Annotated in this window: 25 protein-coding genes; 16 read left to right on the forward strand and 9 right to left on the reverse strand. The window is 64.2% G+C overall.

Annotation, left to right across the window (positions count from 1 at the left end; translation table 11 throughout):
- The first annotated feature begins 131 nt into the window (after positions 1-131).
- Genes AC4CS3_RS07115 through AC4CS3_RS07130 form a run of 4 tightly spaced genes read left to right on the forward strand, consistent with a single transcriptional unit; the run spans position 132 to position 4,420 of the window.
- Entirely contained in the window at positions 132-1,631 is a 1,500-nt protein-coding gene (locus AC4CS3_RS07115; protein ID WP_234752725.1) for a CoA-acylating methylmalonate-semialdehyde dehydrogenase, read from the forward strand.
- Entirely contained in the window at positions 1,631-2,677 is a 1,047-nt protein-coding gene (locus tag AC4CS3_RS07120; protein WP_490782817.1) for an enoyl-CoA hydratase/isomerase family protein, read from the forward strand. The genes AC4CS3_RS07115 and AC4CS3_RS07120 overlap by 1 nt, the downstream gene beginning before the upstream one ends.
- On the forward strand, positions 2,670-3,590 hold the full coding sequence (gene mmsB / locus AC4CS3_RS07125; RefSeq protein ID WP_490782818.1) for a 3-hydroxyisobutyrate dehydrogenase: 921 nt from the start codon (positions 2,670-2,672) through the stop codon (positions 3,588-3,590). The genes AC4CS3_RS07120 and mmsB overlap by 8 nt, the downstream gene beginning before the upstream one ends.
- A gap of 50 nt (positions 3,591-3,640) precedes the next feature.
- Positions 3,641-4,420, forward strand: a complete 780-nt coding sequence (locus tag AC4CS3_RS07130; protein ID WP_490782819.1) for an enoyl-CoA hydratase — start codon at positions 3,641-3,643, stop codon at positions 4,418-4,420.
- A 13-nt stretch (positions 4,421-4,433) separates the two neighbouring features.
- On the opposite strand, the gene AC4CS3_RS07135 is transcribed toward AC4CS3_RS07130, so the two are convergent.
- Positions 4,434-5,261, reverse strand: coding sequence for a sulfurtransferase (locus tag AC4CS3_RS07135; protein WP_490782820.1), 828 nt, complete (start codon positions 5,259-5,261; stop codon positions 4,434-4,436).
- 134 nt (positions 5,262-5,395) lie between these two features.
- Here AC4CS3_RS07135 and AC4CS3_RS07140 point away from each other — a divergent pair, with 134 nt between their 5' ends.
- Positions 5,396-5,971: a dihydrofolate reductase family protein gene (locus tag AC4CS3_RS07140; RefSeq protein WP_490782821.1), complete on the forward strand. Its 576-nt coding sequence runs from the start codon at positions 5,396-5,398 to the stop codon at positions 5,969-5,971.
- Here AC4CS3_RS07140 and AC4CS3_RS07145 read toward each other — a convergent pair whose 3' ends face one another.
- From AC4CS3_RS07145 to AC4CS3_RS07160, 4 genes are all read right to left on the reverse strand, one after another.
- Entirely contained in the window at positions 5,972-6,478 is a 507-nt protein-coding gene (locus AC4CS3_RS07145) for a MarR family winged helix-turn-helix transcriptional regulator (protein WP_078106894.1), read from the reverse strand.
- A gap of 26 nt (positions 6,479-6,504) precedes the next feature.
- Complete coding sequence (locus AC4CS3_RS07150; protein WP_490782822.1) at positions 6,505-8,241, reverse strand: AMP-binding protein; 1,737 nt, start codon at positions 8,239-8,241, stop codon at positions 6,505-6,507.
- 244 nt (positions 8,242-8,485) lie between these two features.
- Positions 8,486-9,307, reverse strand: coding sequence for an NAD(+) synthase (gene nadE, locus AC4CS3_RS07155; protein WP_490782823.1), 822 nt, complete (start codon positions 9,305-9,307; stop codon positions 8,486-8,488).
- Positions 9,308-9,468: 161 nt separating this feature from the next.
- Positions 9,469-10,491: a LacI family DNA-binding transcriptional regulator gene (locus AC4CS3_RS07160; RefSeq protein ID WP_439180888.1), complete on the reverse strand. Its 1,023-nt coding sequence runs from the start codon at positions 10,489-10,491 to the stop codon at positions 9,469-9,471.
- Positions 10,492-10,675: 184 nt separating this feature from the next.
- On the opposite strand from AC4CS3_RS07160, the gene AC4CS3_RS07165 reads away from it, so the two are divergent.
- From AC4CS3_RS07165 to AC4CS3_RS07190, 6 genes are all read left to right on the forward strand, one after another.
- The gene (locus tag AC4CS3_RS07165) at positions 10,676-12,031 is read left to right on the forward strand and encodes an ABC transporter substrate-binding protein (RefSeq protein WP_490782824.1); all 1,356 of its coding nucleotides are present in this window, start codon (positions 10,676-10,678) and stop codon (positions 12,029-12,031) included.
- A 12-nt stretch (positions 12,032-12,043) separates the two neighbouring features.
- Positions 12,044-13,039, forward strand: coding sequence for a carbohydrate ABC transporter permease (locus AC4CS3_RS07170; protein ID WP_490782825.1), 996 nt, complete (start codon positions 12,044-12,046; stop codon positions 13,037-13,039).
- Between the two features lie 83 nt (positions 13,040-13,122).
- A complete protein-coding gene (locus AC4CS3_RS07175) occupies positions 13,123-13,956 on the forward strand; it encodes a carbohydrate ABC transporter permease (RefSeq protein ID WP_490783046.1) in 834 nt (277 codons plus the stop codon).
- Between the two features lie 2 nt (positions 13,957-13,958).
- Positions 13,959-14,804 (forward strand): sugar phosphate isomerase/epimerase family protein, encoded by an 846-nt coding sequence (locus tag AC4CS3_RS07180; RefSeq protein ID WP_490782826.1) that lies wholly within the window; start codon positions 13,959-13,961, stop codon positions 14,802-14,804.
- Positions 14,801-16,021 carry a Gfo/Idh/MocA family protein gene (locus tag AC4CS3_RS07185; protein WP_490782827.1) on the forward strand — a complete coding sequence of 407 codons (1,221 nt, stop codon included), beginning with the start codon at positions 14,801-14,803 and terminating at the stop codon, positions 16,019-16,021. Before AC4CS3_RS07180 ends, AC4CS3_RS07185 begins: the two co-directional genes overlap by 4 nt.
- Positions 16,018-16,932, forward strand: a complete 915-nt coding sequence (locus AC4CS3_RS07190; protein ID WP_490782828.1) for a sugar phosphate isomerase/epimerase family protein — start codon at positions 16,018-16,020, stop codon at positions 16,930-16,932. Before AC4CS3_RS07185 ends, AC4CS3_RS07190 begins: the two co-directional genes overlap by 4 nt.
- Positions 16,933-17,006: 74 nt before the next feature.
- On the opposite strand, the gene AC4CS3_RS07195 is transcribed toward AC4CS3_RS07190, so the two are convergent.
- On the reverse strand, positions 17,007-17,648 hold the full coding sequence (locus tag AC4CS3_RS07195; RefSeq protein WP_490782829.1) for an NADPH-dependent F420 reductase: 642 nt from the start codon (positions 17,646-17,648) through the stop codon (positions 17,007-17,009).
- Between the two features lie 127 nt (positions 17,649-17,775).
- On the opposite strand from AC4CS3_RS07195, the gene pyrE reads away from it, so the two are divergent.
- Complete coding sequence (gene pyrE, locus AC4CS3_RS07200; RefSeq protein ID WP_236814503.1) at positions 17,776-18,360, forward strand: orotate phosphoribosyltransferase; 585 nt, start codon at positions 17,776-17,778, stop codon at positions 18,358-18,360.
- A gap of 68 nt (positions 18,361-18,428) precedes the next feature.
- On the forward strand, positions 18,429-19,478 hold the full coding sequence (locus AC4CS3_RS07205) for a thioesterase domain-containing protein (protein WP_490782830.1): 1,050 nt from the start codon (positions 18,429-18,431) through the stop codon (positions 19,476-19,478).
- A gap of 71 nt (positions 19,479-19,549) precedes the next feature.
- Here the strand turns inward: AC4CS3_RS07205 and AC4CS3_RS07210 are convergent, their stop codons facing one another.
- Both AC4CS3_RS07210 and AC4CS3_RS07215 read right to left on the reverse strand, forming a co-directional pair.
- Positions 19,550-20,227 (reverse strand): tyrosine-protein phosphatase, encoded by a 678-nt coding sequence (locus AC4CS3_RS07210; protein WP_490782831.1) that lies wholly within the window; start codon positions 20,225-20,227, stop codon positions 19,550-19,552.
- Between the two features lie 18 nt (positions 20,228-20,245).
- Positions 20,246-21,076, reverse strand: coding sequence for an HAD-IIA family hydrolase (locus AC4CS3_RS07215; RefSeq protein ID WP_437772229.1), 831 nt, complete (start codon positions 21,074-21,076; stop codon positions 20,246-20,248).
- Between the two features lie 187 nt (positions 21,077-21,263).
- Here AC4CS3_RS07215 and AC4CS3_RS07220 point away from each other — a divergent pair, with 187 nt between their 5' ends.
- From AC4CS3_RS07220 to AC4CS3_RS07230, 3 genes are all read left to right on the forward strand, one after another.
- On the forward strand, positions 21,264-21,911 hold the full coding sequence (locus tag AC4CS3_RS07220) for a TrmH family RNA methyltransferase (protein ID WP_490783047.1): 648 nt from the start codon (positions 21,264-21,266) through the stop codon (positions 21,909-21,911).
- Positions 21,912-22,028: 117 nt separating this feature from the next.
- The gene (gene fbaA / locus AC4CS3_RS07225) at positions 22,029-23,120 is read left to right on the forward strand and encodes a class II fructose-bisphosphate aldolase (protein WP_441412843.1); all 1,092 of its coding nucleotides are present in this window, start codon (positions 22,029-22,031) and stop codon (positions 23,118-23,120) included.
- The gene (locus AC4CS3_RS07230; RefSeq protein WP_345449553.1) at positions 23,120-23,539 is read left to right on the forward strand and encodes a DUF3151 domain-containing protein; all 420 of its coding nucleotides are present in this window, start codon (positions 23,120-23,122) and stop codon (positions 23,537-23,539) included. The genes fbaA and AC4CS3_RS07230 overlap by 1 nt, the downstream gene beginning before the upstream one ends.
- 147 nt (positions 23,540-23,686) lie before the next feature.
- Here AC4CS3_RS07230 and AC4CS3_RS07235 read toward each other — a convergent pair whose 3' ends face one another.
- Positions 23,687-24,319, reverse strand: a complete 633-nt coding sequence (locus AC4CS3_RS07235) for a uracil-DNA glycosylase family protein (protein WP_490782832.1) — start codon at positions 24,317-24,319, stop codon at positions 23,687-23,689.
- Positions 24,320-24,358: the final 39 nt, after the last annotated feature.

A 24,358-nucleotide genomic window follows, 5' to 3' on the forward strand; every position in this document is an offset into this window, starting at 1 on the left:
CGCCAGCTGACGTGCTCTAGAAATTAGTAGGAAGTCCGAGTATATTCGGGATCAAAGACGTCCCGGAGCGCAGTCGGACATGTGCTTTCGAGGCCGATGGCGGGCATTCCCCCTATGCAAAGGAGCATTCCATGGTGCGCGAACTTTCCCACTACATTGACGGCCAAAGAGTCGACGGGACCTCCCCACGATTCAGCGACGTCTACAATCCCTGCACGGGCGAGGTTCAGGCACGGCTTCCCCTGGCCAGTGCTGACGAGGTCAGGAACGCCATTGCGAGCGCGGAGAAAGGCCAGCTCGAATGGGGCGCCATGAACCCGCAGCGCCGCGGCCGGATCCTGCTGAAGTTCGTGGACCTGGTCAACGAACACATGGACGAACTCGCTACGCTCCTTTCCTCCGAGCACGGCAAGACCTTCCCCGATGCCAAAGGTGACATCCAGCGTGGCATCGAGGTGGTGGAGTTCGCCGCCGGTGCCCCGCACCTGCTCAAGGGTGAATTCTCGGACAACGCCGGCACGGGCATCGATGTCCACTCACTGCGCCAGCCCCTTGGGGTGGTCGCGGGCATTACGCCTTTCAACTTCCCGGCCATGATTCCACTCTGGAAGTCCGGCCCCGCCCTGGCTGCCGGCAATGCCTTCATCCTCAAGCCTTCGGAGCGCGACCCGTCAGTGCCGCTGCGTCTGGCAGAACTCTTCACCGAGGCCGGATTGCCGGACGGCGTCTTCAACGTCATCAACGGCGACAAAGAAGCCGTGGATACCCTCCTTGAGGATCCGCGGGTGAAGGCCATCGGCTTCGTTGGAAGCACGCCGATTGCCCAGTACATTTACGCCACGGCCGCGGCCCACGGGAAGCGCGCCCAGTGCTTTGGCGGCGCCAAGAACCACATGGTGATCATGCCCGACGCCGATCTCGACATGGCCGCGGATGCCCTTATCGGTGCCGGCTTCGGCTCCGCCGGGGAGCGTTGCATGGCGATTTCGGTGGCTGTGCCTGTTGGCCAGGAGACAGCGGATCAGCTCGTCTCCAAGCTGCAGGACCGCATCAAGGGCCTGAAGGTGGGTCCCAGCTTGGCCGCGGATTCGGACTTCGGGCCTGTAGTGGCCGCCTCGGCGAAACATCGTATCGAGGGGTACATCCAAGCGGGCGTCGACCAAGGCGCCACGCTCGTCACCGATGGACGCGACCTGAAGGTGGACGGCTACGCCGGAGGCTTCTGGGTTGGCCCGACGCTCTTCGACAACGTCACGAAGGACATGTCCATCTATAAGGAGGAGATCTTCGGCCCGGTCCTGAGCGTCCTCCGTGCCGCCGACTACGAAGAAGCACTGCGGCTCTGTTCCGAGCACGAGTTCGGCAACGGCGTCGCGATCTTCACCCGCGACGGCGACGCCGCCCGCGACTTCGCGAGCCGCGTCGAAGTGGGCATGGTGGGCATCAACGTTCCCATTCCGGTCCCGATTGCCTACTACACCTTCGGCGGCTGGAAGGCCTCGGGCTTTGGCGACCTCAACCAGCACGGCGCGGACGCCTTCCGCTTCTACACCAAGACCAAGACGGTCACCACTCGTTGGCCCTCCGGGATCCGCCAGGGCGCCAGCTTCGTGATGCCGGCCGGCAGCTAATGGTCGAGGTCCTGTTCGAGAAGCGCGGCCACCTCGGTGTCATCACGCTGAACCGACCCAAGGCCGTCAACGCCCTCACCGCCGGGATGGTGCGCGCCATGCTGGATCAGCTCACCGCCTGGGCGGACGACGACGCCGTCAAGACGGTTTTGGTGCACGGCGCCGGGGACCGGGGACTGTGCGCGGGTGGAGACATCGTGGCGATCTACGACGATATCCTGCGCCACGGCGACCAGACCGCGGACTTCTGGGCCGCGGAGTACCGCTTGAACTCGCTCATTGCCCGGTACCCGAAGCCCTATGTGGCCTTCATGGACGGGCTGGTCCTCGGCGGCGGGGTCGGGATCTCAGCCCACGGCTCGGTCCGTGTGGTCACCGAGCGGACCCGTACCGGCATGCCGGAAACCACCATTGGCTTTGTGCCCGACGTCGGCGGGACCCTTCTGCTGTCCCGCTCACCGGGCGAGTCTGGCACCCACGCAGCCCTCACGGGTGCCCACCTGAGCGGGGCCGACGCCATGTTCCTGGGGCTCGCGGACCACTTCGTCCCGTCCGAAAGCCTGCCCGCGCTTGCGGAAGCGCTGGAAAGCTCGACGGCGGAGGCCGCCGTCGGGCGCTTCGTGCAGGAGCCGCCGGCCTCGGCACTGTCCGGCCAGCGCGATTGGATCGATGAGGCCTATGGGTCCGACGACGCCGAGGAAATCGTCGCAAGGCTGCGCGACGCCGGAGGGGAAGCCGCTGCAGCCGCGGACACCATCGAAGCGAAGTCGCCTACGGCCGTGAAAGTCACCCTGGAATCGTTGCGGCGCGTCCGGGAGCTATCCCTCGAGGAGGCGTTGGAGCAGGAATACCGCGTCGGCGTGCGCTGCCTGGCTGGCCCGGATTTCCGCGAGGGGATCCGCGCCCAAGTTGTGGACAAGGACCGCAACCCACAGTGGAAGCCAGCTTCCCTGGCGGAGGTGTCGCGGGCCGCCGTCGAAGGCTTCTTCGCGCCGCTCGGCGACCGTGAACTCAAACTTCATTCAAAGGAGTCCGACCATGTCTGACGCAGTTTCCGGCACCATCGCTTTCCTCGGCCTTGGCCACATGGGCGGCCCCATGGCCGTAAACCTTGTCAAAGCGGGTCATCAAGTAGTCGCGTACGATCCCGTGCCTGCAGCACTCGAGGCAGCCCGTGAACATGGCATTGCCACGGTGGATTCCGCTCCGGAGGCCGTCGCTGGCGCCTCCGTTGTCCTGACCATGCTGCCCAGCGGCAAGCACGTCCTTGACGCCTACCGGGGAGTGGACGGAGCACCGGGCCTGCTCTCGGTGGCTGGGCCGAACACGCTGTTTCTGGATTGCTCCACCATCAATGTCGACGAGGCCCGCGAGGCCGCGGCCATTGCCTTGGAGGCCGGCCACCGCTCCGTGGACGCGCCCGTTTCCGGAGGCGTGGTGGGTGCCGAAGCCGGAACCCTGACCTTCATGGTGGGGGCGCTGCCCGAGGACTTCGAAACGGTGAAGCCGATCCTGGAGCTCATGGGCCGGAGGATCGTGCACTGCGGTGACCACGGAGCCGGCCAGGCCGCCAAGGTCTGCAACAACATGATCCTGGGCGTTTCCATGATTGCCGTCAGCGAGGCATTCGTCCTGGGCGAGAAGCTGGGCCTCACGCACCAAGCGCTGTTCGACGTCGCCTCCAACGCCTCGGGGCAGTGCTGGGCGCTGACCACCAACTGTCCGGTTCCCGGCCCGGTCCCCACGAGCCCGGCCAACCGCGACTACCAACCCGGATTCGCCGGAGCGCTCATGGCGAAGGACCTCCGGCTCGCGGTCAACGCGCTTGAGAGCACCGGAGTCGACGGGCAAATGGGGCACCTGGCATCGCAGATTTACGACGCCTTCGCGGCCGAAGGCGGAGCCGGACGCGACTTCTCCGGCATCATCACGGACATCCGGGACAAGTCCGCCAAGTAGCCTTGGCGGGTACGTTATTCTTCCTGAGCAACAGACAAAAGGGGCACGGCTTGGCGCAGCAGTACGAAAACATCCTGGTGGAACTCCGTGGACGCGTGGGCCTGGTGACCCTGAACCGGCCCAAGGCGCTCAACGCGTTGAACCAGGCCACCATGAATGAGATCGTGGCGGCCGTGTCGGACATGGATGCGGATCCCGCCGTGGGTGCCGTGGTGATCACCGGTTCGGAGAAGGCCTTCGCCGCCGGCGCCGACATCAAGGAGATGGCATCCAAGGGGTACATGGAAATGTATGCCGCCGACTGGTTCCGCGCCTGGGAAAACCTCACGCGCCTGCGCATTCCCGTGATTGCCGCGGTGTCCGGCTTTGCCCTCGGTGGGGGCTGCGAACTTGCCATGATGTGCGATTTCATCATTTCCGGGGACAACGCCAAGTTCGGCCAACCTGAAATCAACCTCGGTGTCATTCCGGGCATGGGCGGCTCGCAACGGCTGACCCGCGCCGTGGGCAAGGCCAAGGCAATGGACATGATCCTCACTGGGCGGTTCATGGACGCCGAAGAAGCCGAGCGGGCGGGACTCGTTTCCCGCGTCGTGCCGGCCGATTCCGTGGTGGAGGAGGCGCTGAAGGCCGCCGAGGTGATCGCGTCCAAGTCGAAGCCGGTTGCCATGGTGGCCAAGGAGGCCGTCAACGCAGCCTTCGAAACCGGCCTGTCCCAGGGTGTTTTGTTCGAGCGTCGGATTTTCCACTCATTGTTCGCCACCGAGGACCAAAAAGAAGGCATGGCAGCGTTCACGGAGAAGCGCCAGCCGGAGTTCAAGCACGTTTGACCACCGGGCCCAGTTACGCGGCTCCCAACTCGACCGGGAGTTCGAGCGCGTGGCCGTATTGGGACCAACCGCCCGTGAAGAGTCTGCCGTGTCCAAGGCCAGCGTGTTCAAGGGCCAAAAGATTGTGGCAAGCCGTTACTCCGGACCCGCAATAGCTGATCACGTTCTCGGCCGATGTGATGCCAGCCGTGGCGAAGATCCGCAGCAACTCGGCCTTGCTGCGCAGCTTTCCGGCGGGGTCCAGGTTCTCCCTGCACGGGACGTTCCTGGCGCCGGGCACATGCCCGGGCCTTGGATCGATGGGGTCCTGCCTGCCCTCGAAGCGGTCGCGGTTGCGAGCGTCTACCGCGAGGTTTGCTTCGTTTGAGAGCTCGTGGATTTCCGCGAGGCGGTTCCTGGGCCACGGTCGCGCGGTGAAATCACCTGCGGGTCTTGAGCGATGTTCGGTGTCCAACGGCCCTTCATAACTGGCCAGCCCGCCATCCAGAAGGGCCGAACTGTGGCCCGTGGCGCGCAGCATCCAGACCAAGCGCGCGGCGATGACCCCGCCGGCGTCGTCGTACGCCACCACGATGTCGTCGTCGCTGATTCCCGCTTTCCGCATCCCAAGGGCAAAATCATCCGGCGCGGGCAGCGGGTTTCTTCCTTCGAGCGGCGATCCCTCAGCCGATAGCCATCGATCCAGGTCGACAAAAACGGCGCCGGGGATGTGCCCGCCGTCGTACGCCTCCCGGCCGGAGCGACCGTCGAGGTACCAGCGCACATCAGCCAGCACTACGCGGCGACGGTTTTGAGACAACCATTCAAGGTCGACAAACGGTTCTATCGCTGCACTCTTCATGGTCACAATACTAAAGCGTGTCTCATTATTTGATATGCGAATCTCACAATGTGGTCGCCCCGTGCAATCAGAGCCTTGTGGCCATCGCAAGCCCGGCGTAGAGTCCAGCTGCCAATCGATGCGAGGAGTGGACCATGGGGCAGCTGGTTGTTCAGGAATTCGTGACGGCGGACGGTTTTGCAGCCGATGCCAACAATGAGTTCAGAGCCTACGAATTGCTCGAAGGAGGGACCGCCGAGTTCGACCGCAACCAGCTGGAGTGGCTGGACTCGGTGGACGCCATGGTGCTTGGCGGCTCGACCTACCGTATGTTCGCGGAGTTCTGGCCGACACCGGCATCGGCAGGGGAAATCATCGCACCTGCACTGAACGGGCTGCGCCGATACGTGTTTTCAAAGACCCTTGAGAAGGCGCCATGGGGCGATTTTCCGGAGGCCACCATTGAAAGCGGTGACGCTGTGGAAGCGATCCGCAGGATCAAGCGCGAGACCGGCGGCGCCATTGTCCTCTGGGGCAGCCTCACCTTGAGTGAAGCCTTCTTCAAGGCCGGCGAAGTGGATGTCCTGCGCCTCGTGGTCATGCCTGTGGCCATCGGAGCAGGACGCGGCGTGTATCCCGCTGGCCAGGCCCCGGCGTTGCTGAGCCTAACGGGAGCGAAGACCTTCGATCAGGGGTTGATCGAACTCGAGTACAGGGTCCGCCCCAAATAATCAGTCGGTAAAGTCTCCCGCGGCCTTGCGGAAGTCTCCGAGCACACGAATCAGGTGCTCGACGTCGTCGTCCCCGAAGCCGGACTGGCCGAACACCTCGTTGTTGAGTGCCGTCGTCGCGCGCTTCGCGAGGGTGCGGCCCTCCGCGGTGAGCTCGATCAGCGTGGTGCGCCCGTCAGTGGGGTGCGGGGAGCGGACCACGAGGGCTGCCTTTTCGAGGCGGTCGACGGCGTTGGTCACCGACGTCGGATGCACCTGGAGCAGGGCGCTGGCTTTGTTCATGGGCAAGGCGCCGCTGCGGGCGAAGCTGAGCAGCGCCAAGAGCTCGTAACGCGCGAAGGTCAGGCCGTACGGCTTCAGCACGCCCTCGATCCGCGCCAGCAGGATCTGCTGCGTCCGCATGATCGCGGTGATGGCCGCCATGGGTGCGGCGACTTCGCCCCAGCCGTGGCGCTCCCAGTTTCGCTGGGCGTCGGCGATGGGGTCGCGGGGGAGCGGGCTGCCCACGGTTCCTCCTGACATTGCTTGGCTGCCTATTCTTTCAGACTCGGGAACTCGTCCTCGGTGTACTCGACACCCAGGCCGGCAGGCAGCGGGCCGTCGCCGTGGCGGGCCACCTCCGTGCCTCGAAGTTCGACACGCCGGATCTTGCCGGAAATCGTCTTGGGCAACTCGCCGAATTCGAGCCGACGGATGCGCTTGAACGGCGCCAGGTGCTGCCGGCAGTACCTGAGGATGTCCTCCGCCACGGCCGGACCTGGCTCGTAGCCGGCGGCGAGCACCACAAAGGCCTTGGGCACCGAAAGTTTGACCGGATCCGGAGACGGCACGACGGCGGCCTCCGCCACTGCGGGGTGTTCGATCAGCACGCTTTCGAGTTCGAAAGGGGACAAACGGTAGTCGGAGGACTTGAAGACATCGTCGCCGCGGCCCACGTAGGTGATAACGCCGTTCCCGTCCCGGCTGGCCATGTCGCCCGTGTGGTAATAACCGTCACGGAAAGCCTCGGCCGTCTTTTCCGGGTCGCCGAAGTAGGACTTCATGAGCCCCACCGGGCGAGGGTCCAAGCGCAAGCACAGCTCGCCGTCGTCGGCCTCTTCACCTGTGGTTGGGTCAACGAGTACGACGTCGTAGCCCGGCAGAGGCCGTCCCATCGAGCCGGTCTTGACCGGCTGCCCGGGAGTGTTGGCGACCTGGACGGTTGACTCCGTCTGGCCGAAGCCGTCGCGTATGGTCTGGCCCCAGGCCCTCTCCACTTGACCGATCACCTCGGCATTGAGGGGTTCGCCCGCCGAAACCACCTTCGTGGGCGGCGTTTTGAGCAGGGTCAGGTCCGCCTGGATGAGCATGCGCCATACGGTGGGCGGGGCGCAGAAGCTCGTGACGCCTTCGCGCCCCATTTGCTCCATGAGGGCCTTGGCATCGAAGCGATCGTAGTTGTAGACGAAGACGCAGGCCTCGGCGATCCATGGCGTGAAAACGTTGGACCACGCGTGCTTGGCCCAACCGGGGGAAGCCACATTGAGGTGGACGTCTCCGGGTTCCAGACCGATCCAGTACATCGTTGAGAGGTGCCCCACCGGGTATGAGGTGTGGGTGTGCTCCACCAGCTTGGCCCGCGACGTGGTGCCCGAAGTGAAGTAGAGGAGCATGGTTTCGTCGGCGGCGGTGGGGGCATCCGGGACGAACCCGGTCTCCGCGGAATCCGACTCGGCATATTGGAGGGCATTGGTGGTCTGGCCGCTCGCGGCGTTCTGGCCGCCGTCGCCCACTTCAATGAGGGTGTAATCGCCCGGCACCTCTGCGAACTTGGCTATGTTGGCGCTCCCGACGGCGGCCCAGCGGGCGCCGCCGCGCTCCACGCGATCCGTGATGTCGCGAGGACCCATGAGCGTGGTGGTGGGGATCAGGACCACGCCGAGTTTGATCCCGGCGAGCATGAGTTCCCACAGTTCAACTTGGTTGCCGAGCATGATGATCATGCGGTCGCCACGGCGGACGCCCTTGGCGCGGAGCCAGTTGGCAAGCTGCGAGGATCGTGCGGAGAGATCGGCGAAGCTGCGACGGGTGGAGCTGCCGTCCTGCTCGACGATGACCAGCGCAGGGTTGTTGGCCGTTGCGGGGTGGGCCGCGATCTGGTCGAACCAGTCGAGGGCGAAGTTGAACTCGTTGAAGCGGGGCCATTGGAAGTCGCTGTGTGCCTGGGAGTAGTCAGTGCGCAGCTCAAGGAGCCGGTCGCGGGCTGCACGGAAGTCGTCGGTGACTGTCATTGTCTGCCTTTCGCCCTGCGTGAATGGGGTCAGCGCGGACCGGAACCAGCTGGCCGTGTGATCCGCCTCACTGCAATATACTAGGACATCCAAGGGTTTGGAAGAGGCGGTGGGGGCTTCGTCCTGTCACGACGGGCAGGCTTTTGCGGAATCACGACGGCGGCGCCCCCGCCACGGCGCGGTAGACCGCCGTCGTGCGCTCAAAAAGTCGCTCAGCGTGACGGCGGCGCTCTGGCTTACGAGGCTACTTCCACCAAGTGTCGAAAATCGTGACCGGAACAGTCCGCTTGTGCCGAGTGCGCAGGTACTTCTGTTCGATGGTCTCTGCCACCTCGTCGGAGACCTCCCGGCCTTCGAGGTAGTCGTCGATCTGGTCGTACTTGATGCCGAGCTCGTCCTCGTCGGTCCGGCCGGGCTTGCCGTCCAGGAGGTCGGCCGTGGGGACCTTGTCCCAAATGCGGGACGGGGCGCCGAGCTCGGCGAGGAGTGCGCGGTTCTGCCGCTTGTTGAGGCCGAAGAGCGGCAGGATGTCCGCGCCGCCGTCGCCGAACTTGGTGAAGAATCCGGTGACGGATTCAGCTCCGTGGTCGGTGCCGATCACCAGATAGTTGTGCTCGCCGGCTAGCGCGTACTGGGCGGTCATACGGGCCCGGGCCTTCGTGTTGCCCTTGTGGAAATCCGAGATACGCGCGCCCGTGGTCTTCTCGAACTCATCCTCGAAACCGTCCACTGCGCGGGAGATGTTGAAAGTCCATTCCGTCTTGGCCTGGATAAAGTCGAGCGCGGCCTGGGCGTCGTCCTCATCGTGCTGGGTGCCATAGGGGAGCCGGACGGCCACGAAATTCGCCTCGACGCCCTCGGCCTCAAGCTCTTGGACGGCCAGTTGGGCAAGCCGGCCGGCGAGGGAAGAGTCCAGTCCGCCGGAAATGCCCAGAACAAAGCCCTTGGTATGTGTGGCCTTGAGGTATTCCTTCAGGAACGTGACGCGTTTGCGGACCTCCCCGGCGGGGTCGATCCGGGGCTGGACGCCCATTTCCGCAATGATCGTGGCCTGAAGTGTGCGCATGTCCCCAACACTAGTAACCAGTACTTGAAACACTCAACTGTGTCACCCCATGTGTTGTACCCCGGAGCGCCGCTACCCACCCAACTGACTCGCAGTACATGTCGTTATGAGGCTCCAAAACGACAACAACTGCGAGTCAGTTGGGCGCGCACGGAGCCCATTCAGCGCACCGGAGCCGTGCCCGTCGATGCCCGGACCGTGAGGTGCGTGGGCATGACGGCCAAGCGCCGGCTGGTGCCGCCGTATTGAGGATTCAGCCGGGACAGGAGCATGGAGACGGCCACGCGCCCGGCTTGTTCGATGGGCGACGCCATGGTGGTCAGCGGAGGGTTGCAGAAATCGGCTCCGAAGATGTCGTCGCAGCCCACAATGCTCATGTCGTCGGGCACCCGGATACCGCGTTCGCGCAGGCGCTGCAGCATCCCGATGGCCAGCAGGTCATTGAAGACGATGCACGCGGTGGCCCCCGTGTGTACTGCGGCGTCCGCTGCGGCCGCTCCGGATGTGGTCTTGGGCGCGAACGGCCCCACGCTGAATGTGGTCAGCTTCCGTTCGGTGGTTTCGTCCTGGAACGCTTGCCACCGCTTGGCATTGGACCAGGAAGTGGCCGGGCCTCCGACAAAGCAAATCCTTGTGTGCCCCAGCGAGACCAGGTGCTCCAGCGCTTGGATGATGGCCGACGGCGTATCGATCACCACGGTGGGTGCAATTGCCGGAGCCCGGTTGATGGTGACCAGGGGCTGCTGTGCCGCCGCCTCGGCCAGTTGTGCGTCGGTCAGGCGGGACGCGGCAAGGATGAATCCGTCTGCCGAGCGGCGCATTTTCTGCAAGGCATCTGCCTCCATCTCCGCTGATTCCTCGGTGTCTACGAGCAGCTGCGTGTAGCCGGCGGCCTTCAACTGGTGCTGCGCCCCACGAATGATGTCGAAGTAGAACGGATTGGTGATGTCCGGAACCAGGACGGCAACGGTCTGGGTGCGTCCGGAGCTGAGCCCGCGGGCCTGGGAACTTGGAATGTAATTCAATTGCGCGGCTGCTTCTTCGATCCGCTCGCGCGTCACGCGGTTCACCCTCCCGGGATTGCTCAGGGCCCTTGAGACCGTTGATGTTGCCACTCCCGCGAGCTCCGCGACATCGCGGATCGTGGGCTGCCTGCCCGGTGACTGGAGCTGGAGTTCTGCCATAGCCTAGGTGTTCCTCATCTGCCGCAGCCGCTCAACAACGAGTGACTTGTCCCACAATTGCAGCACCGATGACAATTTTTGGCAATCGCTTGTCATCGCTGTTTCGCGTGCCTAGACTCGGAGCAATCACCCGATGTGACGCGCACCACGCCAATGAGGCCATCGGGCTCCAGGGAGGAAAACAATGAAGTTTGCATCGTCCGCCAAATTTGCCGCTGTTGCCGTAACAGCCGCCCTAGCTTTGACCGCCTGTGGAGGCGGCAGCACCAGCTCCGGAGGGAGCACCGGGCCCGTCGACGGGAAGGGCAAGAAGCTGAGCGTCCTGGTCAACTCCAGCGCCGCCTATCCCGCCCAGCAAAAGCAGTGGTTCACTGACATTGCGGCCAAGTTCAAGGCACAGACCGGTGCCGACGTCCAATTTGAAACCTTCGCTTCGGCCAACGATGAACTGACCCGCATCCAGACGTCCGTCGTCTCCGGACAGGGACCTGACGTTTACAGCCTCGGTACCACCTTCACGCCCACCGCGTATGCAACCAAGGCCTTCGTGACGTTGTCCGACGACGACTGGAAGAAGGTAGGCGGCAAAGACAAGTTCAACCAGGCTGCCCTTGGAATTTCCGGCCCGGATGCCCAGCACCAAGCGGGCATTCCCTTTGTCAGCCGGCCGTTCGTGATGGCCTACAACAAGGACATCCTGAAAGCGGCCGGGATCGACAAGCCCGCCACCAGCTGGGACGAGCTAGCAACCCAGGCCAAGAAGATGACTGATCCGTCCACGGGCACCTTCGGTCTGGCCACCGGGTACAAGGACAGCTTTGACCCCTGGAAGTTCATCTGGGCCATGTCCGTCCAGGCAGGAAACCCGCTCGTGGACGGCAAGACGCTCAAGCTTGACGACCCGGCCGTCAAGAAAGCCTATGAAACCTACTTCGGATGGCTCACCAAAGACAAGATCGTCGATCCGGCTTCCATCGGGTGGAGCAACAGCAATGCCGTTGCCGCCTTTGCCTCGGGCAAGGCTGGATACCTCATGATGACGACATCGAGTTCCCTCCCGACTCTCGACAAGTCGGCTGTCGCGGGAAAGTACGCCTACACGGCCATGCCGACGACGGCCCCGGGCCAGTCATCTCCGCAGGGCGATGCCGCGAATGCGGCCAGCATCCTGTCCGGTGACAACGTGGTTGTTGCCGACTACTCGAAGCAGAAGGACCTTGCCTTCGCTTACGTCAACCTGATCACGTCCAAGGACGAGCAGTTGAACTACCAGAAGATCTTCGGAGACCTGCCGGCCAACGCCGAAGCCCTGAAGGCTTTGAACAACCCTGTCCTCCAACCGGTTGCCGATACCGCAGCGAAGTCCAAGGCCACGCCGTTCACCGGAGCTTGGGGCGACATCCAGCTCGCACTCCTCAACGTAGTGGTCCAGTCGATCCCCGATCTCTCCAAGGGTTCCGTGGACGACTCCAGCCTCCAGGCGCGCCTCAAGGACGCACAATCCAAGGGCCAGGCCTCACTTGACCGGGCATCGAAGTAAGTAGGAACTGACATGTCCACCGATTCATTGACTGCGGGGAAGTCCGCGCGCCGCAAATCGTCACGCGCTGCAAAGCCGGACCCGCAGTCGCCGGACAACACGCCCCGGCGCCGCAAGGGGCTGAGCGAACGTAACCGCCCCTTGTGGATGCTGATTCCAGGCGGCCTGCTGATGGTGATCATCATCGTGGTGCCGCTCCTGCTCGGCATATTCATGTCGGGGCTGGACCTGGACCAGTATTCGCTTCGCCAGTGGGTCAGCGCTCCGTTCATCGGAGTCCAGAACTTCGTCGAAGCGCTGACCGCATCGCCTTTGCTGCACGCCATCTGGCTCAGCGTCAGCTACTCCTTGCTCGCTATGGTGGTCACTATCCCGCTCGGCATCGCCGGCGCTGTCGCGACCCAGAACGCGTTCAAGGGCCGGGCCGTGATCCGTTCCATCTTCCTGATCCCCTACGTCCTTCCCTCCTTCGTGGTGGCGACGGTGTGGCGGACCATGTTCCAGCCGGGCAGCGTCATCGACTCCATGTTGCATTCGGTGGGCATCGACCCCGGACTGTGGCTCAACGGGCCCCAGTCATATTGGACGCTGATCCTCGTCCAGATCTGGGCATCGTGGCCGTTTGTCTACCTGCTGGCTTTGTCCGGGCTCCAGTCCGTGGACCACGAGGTCCACGAGGCCTCGGCCCTTGACGGTGCGCTGTGGTGGAACAAGCTCCGCTATGTGGTCTTCCCTTATCTCAAGGGTCCGCTCTCCTTGGCGTTCCTGATCGGCATGCTGCACCACATCAACAACTTCACCTTGCCGTTCGTCCTGTTCGGGGTGCCCGCTCCGTCCGACGTGGAGCTGCTCCCGATCCTCACCTACGTCACGAGCTTCCAGAGCTTCAGGTTCGGGCTCAGCGCGGCCATGGCCTTCATTTCGCTGATCTTGATCGCGATTCCCCTGTTCGTCTATCTGCGGGCCGTCAAACTCGACGACGCCGAAACTCCCGGAGGCAAAAAGTGAGCACCGCAACTACCGCCGTCGGACGCCAAACGAGCGAGAACTTCCGCCCGGGCTCCAAACGCCAGCACGAAGTCACCAGGCTCATGCCAGGACCTATGCTCGCCATCATCCTGACGGTGTTGTGTGCCCTGGTGCTCATTCCGGTGGCGTACATCTTCCTCGCGTCCGTGAACTCTGACATCGGCGTGGCCCGGGGTGAGTTCTTCCCGTCCAGCTTCTCCTTTGAGAACTACTCCACGATCTGGTCGAGTGTTGGACTGGCCACGGGCTTGGCCAACAGCGTCCTCGTGGCCGGTTCCACTGCCGTGGTCTCCGCGCTCATGTCGATCGCCACCGCCTACGTCCTGGTCCGCTACCAATTCCGTGGCCGCTTGACGATCCTTCGCGGGCTCCTCGGACTGCAGTCGGTTCCCGGTACCCTCATGGTGCTTCCGGTCTTCGTGCTGTTCTCCTCGTCCGCCAGCTACTTGGGCATCCAGATCATCGGCACGCAGTGGGGCTTGTTCGTGACATACCTGACGTTCGCGATGCCGTTCTCCACCTGGGTGATGGTCACCTATCTGCGCGGCCTGCCGCGCGAACTCGAAGAGGCGGCAAGGATCGACGGCGCCAGCAACCTGGGCGTGCTGGTGCGGATCATCCTCCCGCTGAGCTGGCCCGGCGTCGTCGTTTCCGGTATTTTCGCCTTCCTGCTCGGCTGGAACGATGTCCTGTTCGCCTCGGTCATGACGCGGCCCGAAAGCCAGACGGCCGCCGTCGCGCTCCAGGTCTTCGGCGCCTCGCAAGAAGGCGGCGCGATTCCCTACTACGGCCAAATGATGGCAGCCTCACTTGTGTGTGCTGCCCCGGTGGTCATCCTCTACCTCATTTTCCAGCGTTACCTAGTGGGCGGCCTGACCGCCGGAGGAGTCAAGTAACTATGAGCACGCCAGCTGTTGAATGGGAGCTCTCGGGCTTCGGTGACGAGATCGACGACGACCCGAAGATCCAGATTGCCGTGATGCAGGCCTTGGGAGCCAACCACATTGAGGTCCGCAGCGCCTGGGGCACCAACATCGTGGACCTGGATGACGCGCAGCTCCGTGAATTGAAGTCCTTGCTGGATGCCGCGGACATGAAGGTTTCCGCGGTCGCCTCGCCGATCGGGAAAGTGGACGTTTCCCTTCCCATCGAGCACGAGGTGGAACGGCTTCGCCGGGCCGTCAACGCCGCAAAGGTCCTGGAAGCCCGTTACATCCGGATCTTCTCCTTCTACTACGGCGAGGACGTAGCGGTGGAGAGCATCCGGGACGCGGTCATCGAACGCATGCGTGCCCTCGCGGACGTGGCGGAGGAGTCCGGCGTCGTGCTTCTGCACGAAAACGAGAAGGACATCTACGGCGACGTCCCCGAACGGGTCCTGGACATCATCGAATCCGTGGCCTCTCCCGCGCTCAAAGTGGCCTGGGATGCGGCGAATTTCGTCCAGGTAGGCGTCAAGCCATTCGACGACGCCTACGCCAAGCTTCGCCCGCACCTCGAGTACCTGCAGGTGAAGGATGCCTTGTTTTCGAACGCCACCGTGGTCCCGGCAGGCGAGGGCGACGGCGATGTCCTCCGTACCGTTGAGGCCTTGAAGGCCGACGGATACACCGGTTTCGCGAGCCTCGAGCCACACTTGGCCGGCGCCCATGGACTAGGCGGCTTCTCCGGCCCGACGGCGTTCGGCATCGCAGCGAGGGCGTTCGCGAAAGTCCTCAATGAAGCAGGAGTGGAGACGAAGTGAGCGAAACCCCAAATGCTCCGGGCGCTCCCGCGGAGATCCGGGCCGCAATCGTAGGGTGCGGAGTCATCGGCCGCACCCACTCGGCGGCAGTCCGCGAATTCCCGGAGGTCGTCATCACGGCGCTCGTGGATGTGGTTCCCGAGGCTTCCGAGGCGCTTGCCGCCAAGATCGAAGCCCAGGGGGACCCGAAGCCGGAAGTCTTCCTGACGCTGGCCGAGGCGCTCGCCGCCGCGCCCGTGGATCTGGTCATCATCTCGACGCCGAGCGGGCTGCACATCCAGCTGGCGCTGGAAGCGCTCGACGCCGGCAAGCACGTCGTGATCGAAAAGCCCCTTGACGTTGACTTGAGCAAGGCAGACGAGATCCTGGCTGCGGCCAAGGCTGCCGAGGCCAAGGGTTTGGTGGCCACGGTGATCAGCCAGCACCGCTTCGATCCGGCCAGCCGGGTGGTGGACGAGGCCCGCCGAGGCGGACGCTTCGGCACACTGACCTCCGCCGTCGCCTCCGTTAGCTGGTGGCGAAGCCAGGGTTACTACGATTCGGGCGCCTGGCGCGGAACCTGGGCCATGGACGGCGGTGGCGCCATCATGAACCAGGGCGTCCACACCGTGGATCTGCTTTTGTGGTTCCTCGGCCGCCCCGTTGAGATCAGCGCCAAAACCGCGCTTCTCGCCCACGAAGGCGTTGAGGTGGAGGACACGGCCGTAGCCACCGTTACCTTCGAATCCGGTGCCCTTGCCGTGTTGCACGCGACGACGGCGGCGTACCCCGGCTTGACCGTCCGCCTCCAGGTGATGGGCAGCAAGGGTTCCGCAGTGATCGACAACGACGACCTCGCGTACTTCCACGCGTCCGACGCTGCCGATCCTTCGGAGAGCAGTGCCATGGGCATCCTCGGCGGCGGGAACCAGGCCGCCGTCGAGCTCGCAAAATACCCGGACGAGACCGTCGAGGCACTGGATCCCACGGTGTACCCGGCTGGACATGTCCGGCAGTACCGCGACATCATCGCGGCGATCCGCGCAGGACGCCCCGCCGGCGTCACCGTCCGGGACGCCGTGACCGCCTTGGCTACCGTCCGTGCCCTGTATGTCTCGGCCACCTTGGGCCAGCCCGTGCTGATCGACGATGTCATAGCCGGCAAGTACAACAACGTGGAGGTCCGCACCGGCGGGGCTGCTTCCCACCCGGGCGCCCGCGAAGAGGTATCGGCATGAAGTTCTCCGTCTTCACCGCATCCACGCCCGAGTGGTCGCCGCAGGAAGCCGCCACGAAGCTTGCCGCCCAGGGGTGGGACGGCATCGAATGGCGCGTCACGGACCAGGCCGAGGCGGCAGAACCGGGCTTCTGGGCAGGAAACCGGGCCACCTGGCCCATGACGGGCCTGGAAGATTCGATCCCGGAGATTGCCCGGCTCACCGCTGACGCAGGGCTGGAATTCTCCGGCCTCGGCGGTTACGCCCGCTGCGACAACCACGACGACGTCGATCGCGTCCTCGCGGCGACCGCAGCCTTGGGTGCCAAACAGGTCCGCGTGAACGTGCTGCCGCTGGGCAACTCGAATATGGGCGGCCAGGAACCCACAGGCCTGTCCTACCCGGAACTCTTTGCCGCCACCCGGGAACACTACGAGTGGGTTGCTTCCCGCGCCGCACACCACGGCGTCAAAGCCCTCGTGGAACTGCACCATGGAACAGTGACGGCGTCGGCCTCGTCGGCCCGTCGATTGCTGGAAGGGCTGGATCCGCAGCATGTCGGCGTTATCCATGACCTCGGCAATCTGCTGATCGAGGGCTGGGAATCACCGTTGCCCGCACTCCAGCTCCTGGGCCCCTATTTGGCGCATGTCCATGTGAAGAACGCGCGCTGGGTCCGCACCGGGTCGAAGGACGAATCGGGTGCGGCTGTGTGGGTCAACGAATGGGCTCCCTTGGCCGAAGGCCAGGCAAGCGTCCTCGCCTACTTCCGCGCGCTCGCAGAAGTCGGCTACGACTCCTGGGTCACGCTGGAGGACTTTTCCACCGAGCTTCCATTGGAGGAACGGACGGCGTCGAACCTGGCGTACGTCCGCAAGGCAGCCGCTCTGGCGGGGCTCGCCGTCGTCGACGCTTCAGCCCCGGCATCATGACGGGTCCGCTCGTCGACGCTTAAACACAGCAGCCGCTTGCCGAGGCAAGCGGCTGCTGTGTTGTTTGGAGGTCCTCAGATGGTGCGCGTTGCCTTCGCCAAGTTGTCCTTGAGTTCGGCGGCGTTCTGTCGCACCACGTAGGCCGGGCGGTCACGCTCCACGCGCCAGCTCTCACCAAGCTGCCCGATGTTGACGGTGTCGAAGCCGAACTCGTCGTAGAGCTTCGCCACGAGTTCGGCGGCCTCGGGGTAGTCGCTGGCGGTGGCCAGCGCGCGGCGGTTCTCGGTGCCCGACGGGGTTCCGTCTGTGCCGATCTCCTTCGCCATGATGTGGTTGAAGCCCTTGGCCACCTTGGACGTGGGCAAGTGCTTCTGGAGCAGGCCGGACGTGGTGGCCTCTCCCTTGTCCAGCTCCGGGATGCGGCCGTCGCGCTCCCAGTAATAGTTGTTCGTGTCTATCACAATCTTCCCCGCGAGCGGCTCCACGGGGATGTCCTGGTAGCTCCTGAGGGGAACGGTCACGACGGCGAAATCGCCCGCCGCTGCTGCCTCGGCCGGTGTTGCGGCCCGGGCATGCGCGCCCAGCTCCGCCACCAGTTCCGCGAGCGTTTCCGGGCCCCGCGAGTTGCTGATCACTACGTCATAGCCAAGCTCAACTGCTTTGCGAGCGACTTGGCTGCCAATGTGTCCTGCACCGATGATTCCGATTGTTGTCATAGTCGCGGCAACACCGCCCCCGACGCAGATATTTCACAGGTTACGGCGAGTGACGTGCAGGCGTCGTGGACTTTCCATGACGCCGGCCATTCTTTTGCCTCCAACGGCTTTACGTAGAATGGGCACCATGACTGTCGCCTCTGATGCTGCCACCGCCACTGCCGCTGCCCGTGCCCGCCTCCTTGAATTGATCAAAGAACTGGCGGTCGTCCGCGGCAAGGTGATCCTTTCCAGCGGTGCCGAGGCGGACTACTACATCGACCTGAGGCGCATCACCCTCCACCACGAGGCTTCGAAGCTGGTTGGCCAGGTCATGCTCTCCATGATCGACGACGCCGGAATCGCCGTTGAGTGCGCCGGTGGCCTGACCATGGGCGCGGACCCGGTCGGAACCGCCGTGATGCACGCCGCCGCCGACGCCGGCCGTGCCGTCGACGCCTTCGTGGTCCGAAAGGCACAGAAGTCCTACGGCATGGGCCGCCAGGTGGAAGGTCCCTCGGTGGAGGGCCGCAACGTCGTGGTTCTCGAGGACACCTCCACCACCGGCGGCTCGGCACTGACCGCCGTCGAAGGCGTCCGCAAGGCCGGTGGCAACGTGGTGGCCGTGGCCGTCATTGTGGACCGCAGCACTGGCGCCAAGGAAAAGATCGAGGCCGAAACCGGCGTGCCGTACCTCTTCGCCTTCGGCAAGGACGAGCTGGGACTCGACTAACTCTCCCAAGCCTGAGCGGGTTTGACGGGGACCGTGTGCCCGTTGTCCGAAGCGCCTAAGCTGGCTGCGTGAACTATCGGGCCGGGAAATTTCCCCGGAATCAGCAGCGCTGGCAGGACCCGGGCTCCCTTGCCCGGGTTCTCCGCCAAGCCGCCGAGCTGAAGAGCTTTTCCCGCCGCTCCTTCCTGATCGGAGCGGGTGCTTCCACGGCCCTCGCAGCGGATATGCTGTTCACCCGCCAGGTCCAGGCGGAACGTCGCGCCACCAGGATCCTCCCGGTGGGGGATGATTTCGCGGAGTCGTACTACCCCAACTCCAGTTGGATTCTCTTTCCGGGTTACAAGACCAGTTGGGAAGAGGCCCAATGGATCCTCAACTCGCTCCGTGGTTCGCTCCGGCAGCGCGGCCAGATGGCCGCCGTCGGATACTCCAATCTGGGCTTGGAGGTCGCCGAGGTGGTGGACGCTGTGCTCGCATACGTCAATGAGCGGAAGCTGAACACCCTTTATTTCTACGGCCACAGTTTCGGCGGGATGTTGGCCACTGAAGTGGCCGTACGCCTGCGTGAACGGAACGTCGCCGTCAAGCTGATCCTGTTGGATTCTTCGCCGTTCAGCAAGTACGACATCCTCGACCAAAGCTGGTTCGACGGCGTGGTGTTCTTGTACGAGAGTGGCTTCCAGGTTCCGTCGGTCCTCCGCGGCGGCTACGAGCTGGGCGAGCGCGTGGTGAACAAGAACGAACGCACATGGGGGCAGATCTGGAACCAGACCGTGGAGCAGCTCTCGCCGATCGCGCCGTCGAGCGTCCTGATCCAGAGCGAATCGGACTACATCTACCACTTTGACGGCACAAGGTTTGTCGACGGGCTGGGAGATACCCGCATGGCCTTCATCGGAAACCCGAACGATGACACGGTGAACTACGGAACGGCCCGGGCTGCGTGGGCCAAGGGCTTCCCCCTCAACATCGCATCCACGGGCCGCAGGACCGACGGTGCCCGACCCGCTCACGCGAGCCCGCAGTGGAATCCCTTTATCTACAATCCGATCATCGAGGACCTGGAGAACGAGCTCTTCCCGCTGCCCCGCTCCGGCTCGCGGGTGGTGTTCTACTGACCGATCCCCGCCGCCCCCCTAACCTCGCTTCGCTCGGCCAGGGAACCCTGGCGGCGTGGGCCGGGCCCTGCCTAGGCGTGCCGCAGCCCGTCCAGCTCGGAACCACTCAGGCCGGCGTCTCGCAAGTAGTCCGCCGCGCTGCCGAACTCGTGCCCGAAACGGTCGAGGAAGTATTCCATCGCAGCTTCGGGGGATTGCAGCAGCATGAGTGAGGGACTGAATGCTCCCTCCGGAACCTCAGGGACAGCCAGCCGCCAGGCTGCCGACATGGTTTCCAGCATCGTGGGGAGGGCAGCGGTGCTTGCGGCGTAGTCCGCCACGACAGCGGCGCGGTCAGCGCCCGTCGCGAGGAGCGCCAGAGCGGATACGACGCCGGTGCGGTCCTTGCCGAGCGAGCAGTGGATGAGCGTGCGCTTGCCTTGGGCCGCGGGACGCAACGATTCGGCCACCCAGTCCGGGCGGGTGCGAACCCAGCCAAGGTACAGCTCGCCAAGATCTTCGGCCGTGTGGATCGACTGGAGCCCCGCGGAAGCGGTACGCGGATCGAGGGGGTTCTCCACGAGCTCCACCCCACCGTTGGCCAGTTGCCAGGGCACGATGGCGCGCTCGTACTCGCTCCGGAGGTCCACAACCGCGTGGATGCCATGAAGTTCCAGAAAGGCGGCCGTCGCAGCGGTATCCATGCCAAACGGCTGGCTGCCCCTCAGGATGCGGCCACCGGCCAGGGACCGGAGGTTCAGCACAGCCATGGCACCTGCCCCTTTTTCCTAGATTTGGTTCTTGAGGTCGGCTACCGAGTTCAGGACCTGGTTTGGCCGGAACGGGAAGGCCGCGATGTCCTCGCGTTGGGTGATGCCGCTGAGCACCAGGACGGTGTGCAGCCCGGCTTCCATGCCCGCGATGATGTCGGTGTCCATGCGGTCACCGATCATTGCCGTGGTCTCGGAGTGGGCGTCGATCTGGTTCATCGCGGAACGGAACATCATGGGGTTCGGCTTGCCCACAATGTAGGGCTCGCGGCCGGTCGCTTTGGAGATGAGCGCGGCGATGGCGCCCGTGGCGGGCATCGGTCCGTCCTTCGAGGGGCCGGTGGCATCCGGATTGGTGGCGATGAAGCGCGCCCCTGCGAGGATCAGCCGGATGGCCATGGTGATCGCTTCGAAGGAGTAGGTACGGGTCTCGCCAAGCACCACGAAGTCCGGGTTCTGGTCGGTGAGGATGAAGCCGGCCTCGTGCAACGCCGTCGTGAGCCCTGCCTCACCGATGGTGTAGGCGCGGTTCCCGGAGTCCGAGCCCTGCACCTGGTCCTTGAGGAACTGTGCCGTGGCCAGGGCCGATGTCCAGATGTTCTCTTCCGGGATTTCGAGGCCGGAGGAGCTCAGCCGGGCCGCCAAGTCCCGCGGGGTGAAGATCGAGTTGTTGGTGAGGACGAGGAATCGCTTGGACGTGTCCACCCAGCGCTGGATCAGTTCAGCCGCTCCGGGAACCGCTTGGTTTTCGTGGACCAGGACGCCGTCCATATCGGTGAGCCAGCATTCGATTTCGTGGCCGTTGCGGTAAATGGCTGAGCTTTTCGGGGCTTCGGTTGCGTTCTCCATGCTTTTCCTCCGCGTATTGGCTGTTTCTCGTCCCAAGTCTTTCATCTTTCGGTCTCCGAGACACCCGGGTGTCCTGCGTTACGGCACTGGGTTTCGGCGCCGCGGTCGGCACCGCCCGGGCTAGGGTTGAAGAGTGACTGACCGGCCCCAGAACCCTGCCCCTACCGACTCCGCTGCTGTCCCGTCCATCCTCTCCTCTACCGAGGGGGAGTCCGAAGCGAAACCGGAGGTCGGCGTCGGGCCCTGGGAAGGCGACTGGCCGGAAGGCGAGCATTGGGACCCGGACCTCCTGGCGGACGGCGACCGCCGCAACGTCGTGGACAAGTACCGCTATTGGAAGCACGAAGCGATCGTCGCTGACCTGGACGCCCATAGGCACGATTTCCACATTGCCATTGAGAACTGGCAGCATGACCTCAACATCGGCACTGTGGTTCGCACCGCCAATGCCTTCCTCGCCAAGGAGGTCCACATCATCGGACGACGCCGGTGGAACCGTCGCGGGGCCATGGTCACCGACCGTTACCAGCACGTCCGCCACCACCCCACCGTGGAGGATTTCGTGGAGTGGGCCCAGGGGGAAGGCTTGGCCATCATCGGCATCGACATCTTCCCCGATTCCGTGCCGCTGGAAACATACGAACTCCCGCGCAACTGCGTGCTCGTATTCGGACAGGAGGGCCCCGGCCTGACTCCCGAGGTGCACGACGCCGCCGTCGCCACCTTGTCGATCGAGCAGTACGGCTCCACACGCTCCATGAATGCGGCGTCGGCCGCGGCCATCGCGATGCACGCGTGGATCCGCCGGCACAACTTCGGCCAGCAGGTCTCCTAAACAGACCCCTCTCCTTGGAGGACCCCGGCTCCTAGCAGGACCCCTGGGACAAAAGATCCGCAAGTGTTACCCGCCTCCGTGACCGGAAACACGGTGCCGGATTCTTCAGTCGCTAGGATGGTGCCTAGCCGTATAGGTCTACTCCAGGGTCAACAAAACCCACAGACGAAAATCAGCATAGGAGTCAGCATGCCCATCGCAACCCCAGAGATTTACTCCGAGATGATCGACCGCGCGAAGGCCGGTGGATACGCGTTCCCGGCAGTGAACGTCACCTCGTCGCAGACCCTGAACGCCGCCATCCGCGGCTTTGCCGAGGCCGAGTCGGACGGCATCATCCAGGTCTCCACCGGTGGCGCGGCTTACTGGTCCGGCGCCTCCGTCAAGGACATGGTTGCCGGCTCCCTGGGCTTCGCGGCTTTCGCCCGCGAGGTCGCCAAGAACTACAACGTGAACATCGCCCTGCACACGGACCACTGCCCGCAGGACAAGCTGGCTGATTTCGTCCTCCCGCTGCTGGCTGCTTCCGAGGAAGCCGTCAAGGCCGGCAAGGACCCGATCTTCAACTCGCACATGTGGGACGGCTCGCACGAGACCCTGTCCGAGAACCTGCGGATCGGCCGCGAACTCCTGGGACGCGCAGCTGCGGCCAAGATCATCCTCGAGGTTGAAATCGGCACGGTCGGCGGCGAGGAAGACGGCGTCGAGAACGAGATCAACGAGAAGCTGTACACCACCACCGAAGACGCCCTCGCGACCATCGAGGCACTCGGCGCCGGCGAGAACGGCCGCTACCTGACTGCCCTGACCTTCGGCAACGTGCACGGCGTGTACAAGCCGGGCAACGTCAAGCTCCGCCCCGAACTGCTCAAGCAGATCCAGGCCGAGGTCGGCGCCAAGATCGGCAAGACCAACCCGTTCGACCTCGTTTTCCACGGCGGCTCCGGCTCCACCGAGCAGGAAATCGCGGATGCCGTTTCCTACGGTGTCATCAAGATGAACATCGACACCGACACCCAGTACGCGTTCACCCGCCCGGTTGCCGGACACATGTTCTCGAACTACGACGGCGTCCTGAAGGTCGACGGCGAGATGGGCAACAAGAAGACGTACGACCCCCGCGTCTGGGGAGCCTCCGCCGAAGCCGGCATGGCCGCCCGCATCGTGGAAGCCGCAAAGCAGCTCGGTTCGGTAGGCAAGACCTTCTAATGTCCGACGAATTCCGCAAGAACCTGATGGGCCCGGAGCCGACGCTCCTCCCTGCAGAGACCGAGATCTACCAGCACCTTGCCCTGGGGCAGGAAGCACTGGACCTCGTCGCCAAGTACCCCACGTCTTCGTTGCTGTGGGCGATCCTGGCCGAGGAAGCTTGGGCTGACGGCCGGACCATCGATTCCTACGCGTATTCCCGCGTGGGTTACCACCGTGGACTGGATTCGCTGCGCCGGAACGGTTGGCGCGGCGTCGGGCCCATCCCGTGGGAACACGAGCCCAACAGGGGATTCCTGCGCGCTCTGTACTCCCTCGGCCGGGCGTCCGCCGCCATCGGCGAAGCCGAGGAACCGGAGCGGATCGAGAAGTTCCTGAACGACTCCGATCCCGCCGCGAAGGCAGCGATCGAAGGCTAGGACAACGTAGTTAAACGCCGACGGCGGCCCCTCACCGGGAAGGTGGGGCGGCCGCCGTCGCGCTTCCCGGCCCAACTGACTCGCAGTTAATGCCGTTATGAGCCGTCAAAACGACAACAAATGCGAGGCAGTTGGGTCGGGCGGCTCTTAGGAGACCGGGGTGAGGCCGGTCCGGGCCATGGCCTCGGCGTAGGCGCCATGGATGAGGTCCAGGTACTCCTGCTGGCGCGTGGGGGAGCCGGCGAAGGAGCGTCCACCCAGCGAGCGGACCTTGAACGTCTTGAAGCCGCGGCGGTGGATGCTCTGCGGCGCGGCCTTCATGAGCTGGTCTGCCAAACGATGGGCTTCATTGCCGTGGGCTACCAGCACGGAGGTGCGCGGCACGATCGCCAGGAGACGCAGGAGCGGCTTGAGGCCTTCGGTGATGTTGGCGGGAGTCAGCTTGCCCGGCTCGCCGTCGGGCTCGATCCACGGATAAACGTTCCACGGCATCATGAGTTCCGGACGCAGGCCCAACTGCCACTGCATGCCCACCATGCGGGTAGCGGCGTCCGCGTCACCCGGGACGATGAAGCCCGAGCCCTCCGTGGTGCGGGTGTTGGAGAAAAGGCTGATGATGCGGCACTCGTCAACGCTGTGGACGGGGTCCACGTAGAGGACTTCGCTGCCCGGCTTCTGTTCTTTGAGGGAATCGCAAAGCCCCGTGACCTCGGCGATGTGGGGTTCGAAACGTCGGTTCCAGAGCTGCTCTTCGAGTGTTTCAGTCGCCAGGTCTTGCATATGGGCTTGGGTCTCCTACGTGTAGCGAGGCGCACTTAT

This window comes from Arthrobacter sp. SE2 (assembly GCF_058244265.1).

Coding starts and splice junctions, on each gene's coding strand:
- AC4CS3_RS07115 (WP_234752725.1), top strand. CDS start 132: ATGGTGCGCGAACTTTCCCACTACATTGACGGCCAAAGAGTCGACGGG.
- AC4CS3_RS07120 (WP_490782817.1), top strand. CDS start 1,631: ATGGTCGAGGTCCTGTTCGAGAAGCGCGGCCACCTCGGTGTCATCACG.
- mmsB (WP_490782818.1), top strand. CDS start 2,670: ATGTCTGACGCAGTTTCCGGCACCATCGCTTTCCTCGGCCTTGGCCAC.
- AC4CS3_RS07135 (WP_490782820.1), bottom strand. CDS start 5,261: ATGAAGAGTGCAGCGATAGAACCGTTTGTCGACCTTGAATGGTTGTCT.
- AC4CS3_RS07140 (WP_490782821.1), top strand. CDS start 5,396: ATGGGGCAGCTGGTTGTTCAGGAATTCGTGACGGCGGACGGTTTTGCA.
- AC4CS3_RS07150 (WP_490782822.1), bottom strand. CDS start 8,241: ATGACAGTCACCGACGACTTCCGTGCAGCCCGCGACCGGCTCCTTGAG.
- nadE (WP_490782823.1), bottom strand. CDS start 9,307: ATGCGCACACTTCAGGCCACGATCATTGCGGAAATGGGCGTCCAGCCC.
- AC4CS3_RS07160 (WP_439180888.1), bottom strand. CDS start 10,491: ATGGCAGAACTCCAGCTCCAGTCACCGGGCAGGCAGCCCACGATCCGC.
- AC4CS3_RS07165 (WP_490782824.1), top strand. CDS start 10,676: ATGAAGTTTGCATCGTCCGCCAAATTTGCCGCTGTTGCCGTAACAGCC.
- AC4CS3_RS07170 (WP_490782825.1), top strand. CDS start 12,044: ATGTCCACCGATTCATTGACTGCGGGGAAGTCCGCGCGCCGCAAATCG.
- AC4CS3_RS07175 (WP_490783046.1), top strand. CDS start 13,123: ATGCCAGGACCTATGCTCGCCATCATCCTGACGGTGTTGTGTGCCCTG.
- AC4CS3_RS07180 (WP_490782826.1), top strand. CDS start 13,959: ATGAGCACGCCAGCTGTTGAATGGGAGCTCTCGGGCTTCGGTGACGAG.
- AC4CS3_RS07190 (WP_490782828.1), top strand. CDS start 16,018: ATGAAGTTCTCCGTCTTCACCGCATCCACGCCCGAGTGGTCGCCGCAG.
- AC4CS3_RS07195 (WP_490782829.1), bottom strand. CDS start 17,648: ATGACAACAATCGGAATCATCGGTGCAGGACACATTGGCAGCCAAGTC.
- pyrE (WP_236814503.1), top strand. CDS start 17,776: ATGACTGTCGCCTCTGATGCTGCCACCGCCACTGCCGCTGCCCGTGCC.
- AC4CS3_RS07210 (WP_490782831.1), bottom strand. CDS start 20,227: ATGGCTGTGCTGAACCTCCGGTCCCTGGCCGGTGGCCGCATCCTGAGG.
- AC4CS3_RS07215 (WP_437772229.1), bottom strand. CDS start 21,076: ATGGAGAACGCAACCGAAGCCCCGAAAAGCTCAGCCATTTACCGCAAC.
- fbaA (WP_441412843.1), top strand. CDS start 22,029: ATGGTGCCTAGCCGTATAGGTCTACTCCAGGGTCAACAAAACCCACAG.
- AC4CS3_RS07230 (WP_345449553.1), top strand. CDS start 23,120: ATGTCCGACGAATTCCGCAAGAACCTGATGGGCCCGGAGCCGACGCTC.
- AC4CS3_RS07235 (WP_490782832.1), bottom strand. CDS start 24,319: ATGCAAGACCTGGCGACTGAAACACTCGAAGAGCAGCTCTGGAACCGA.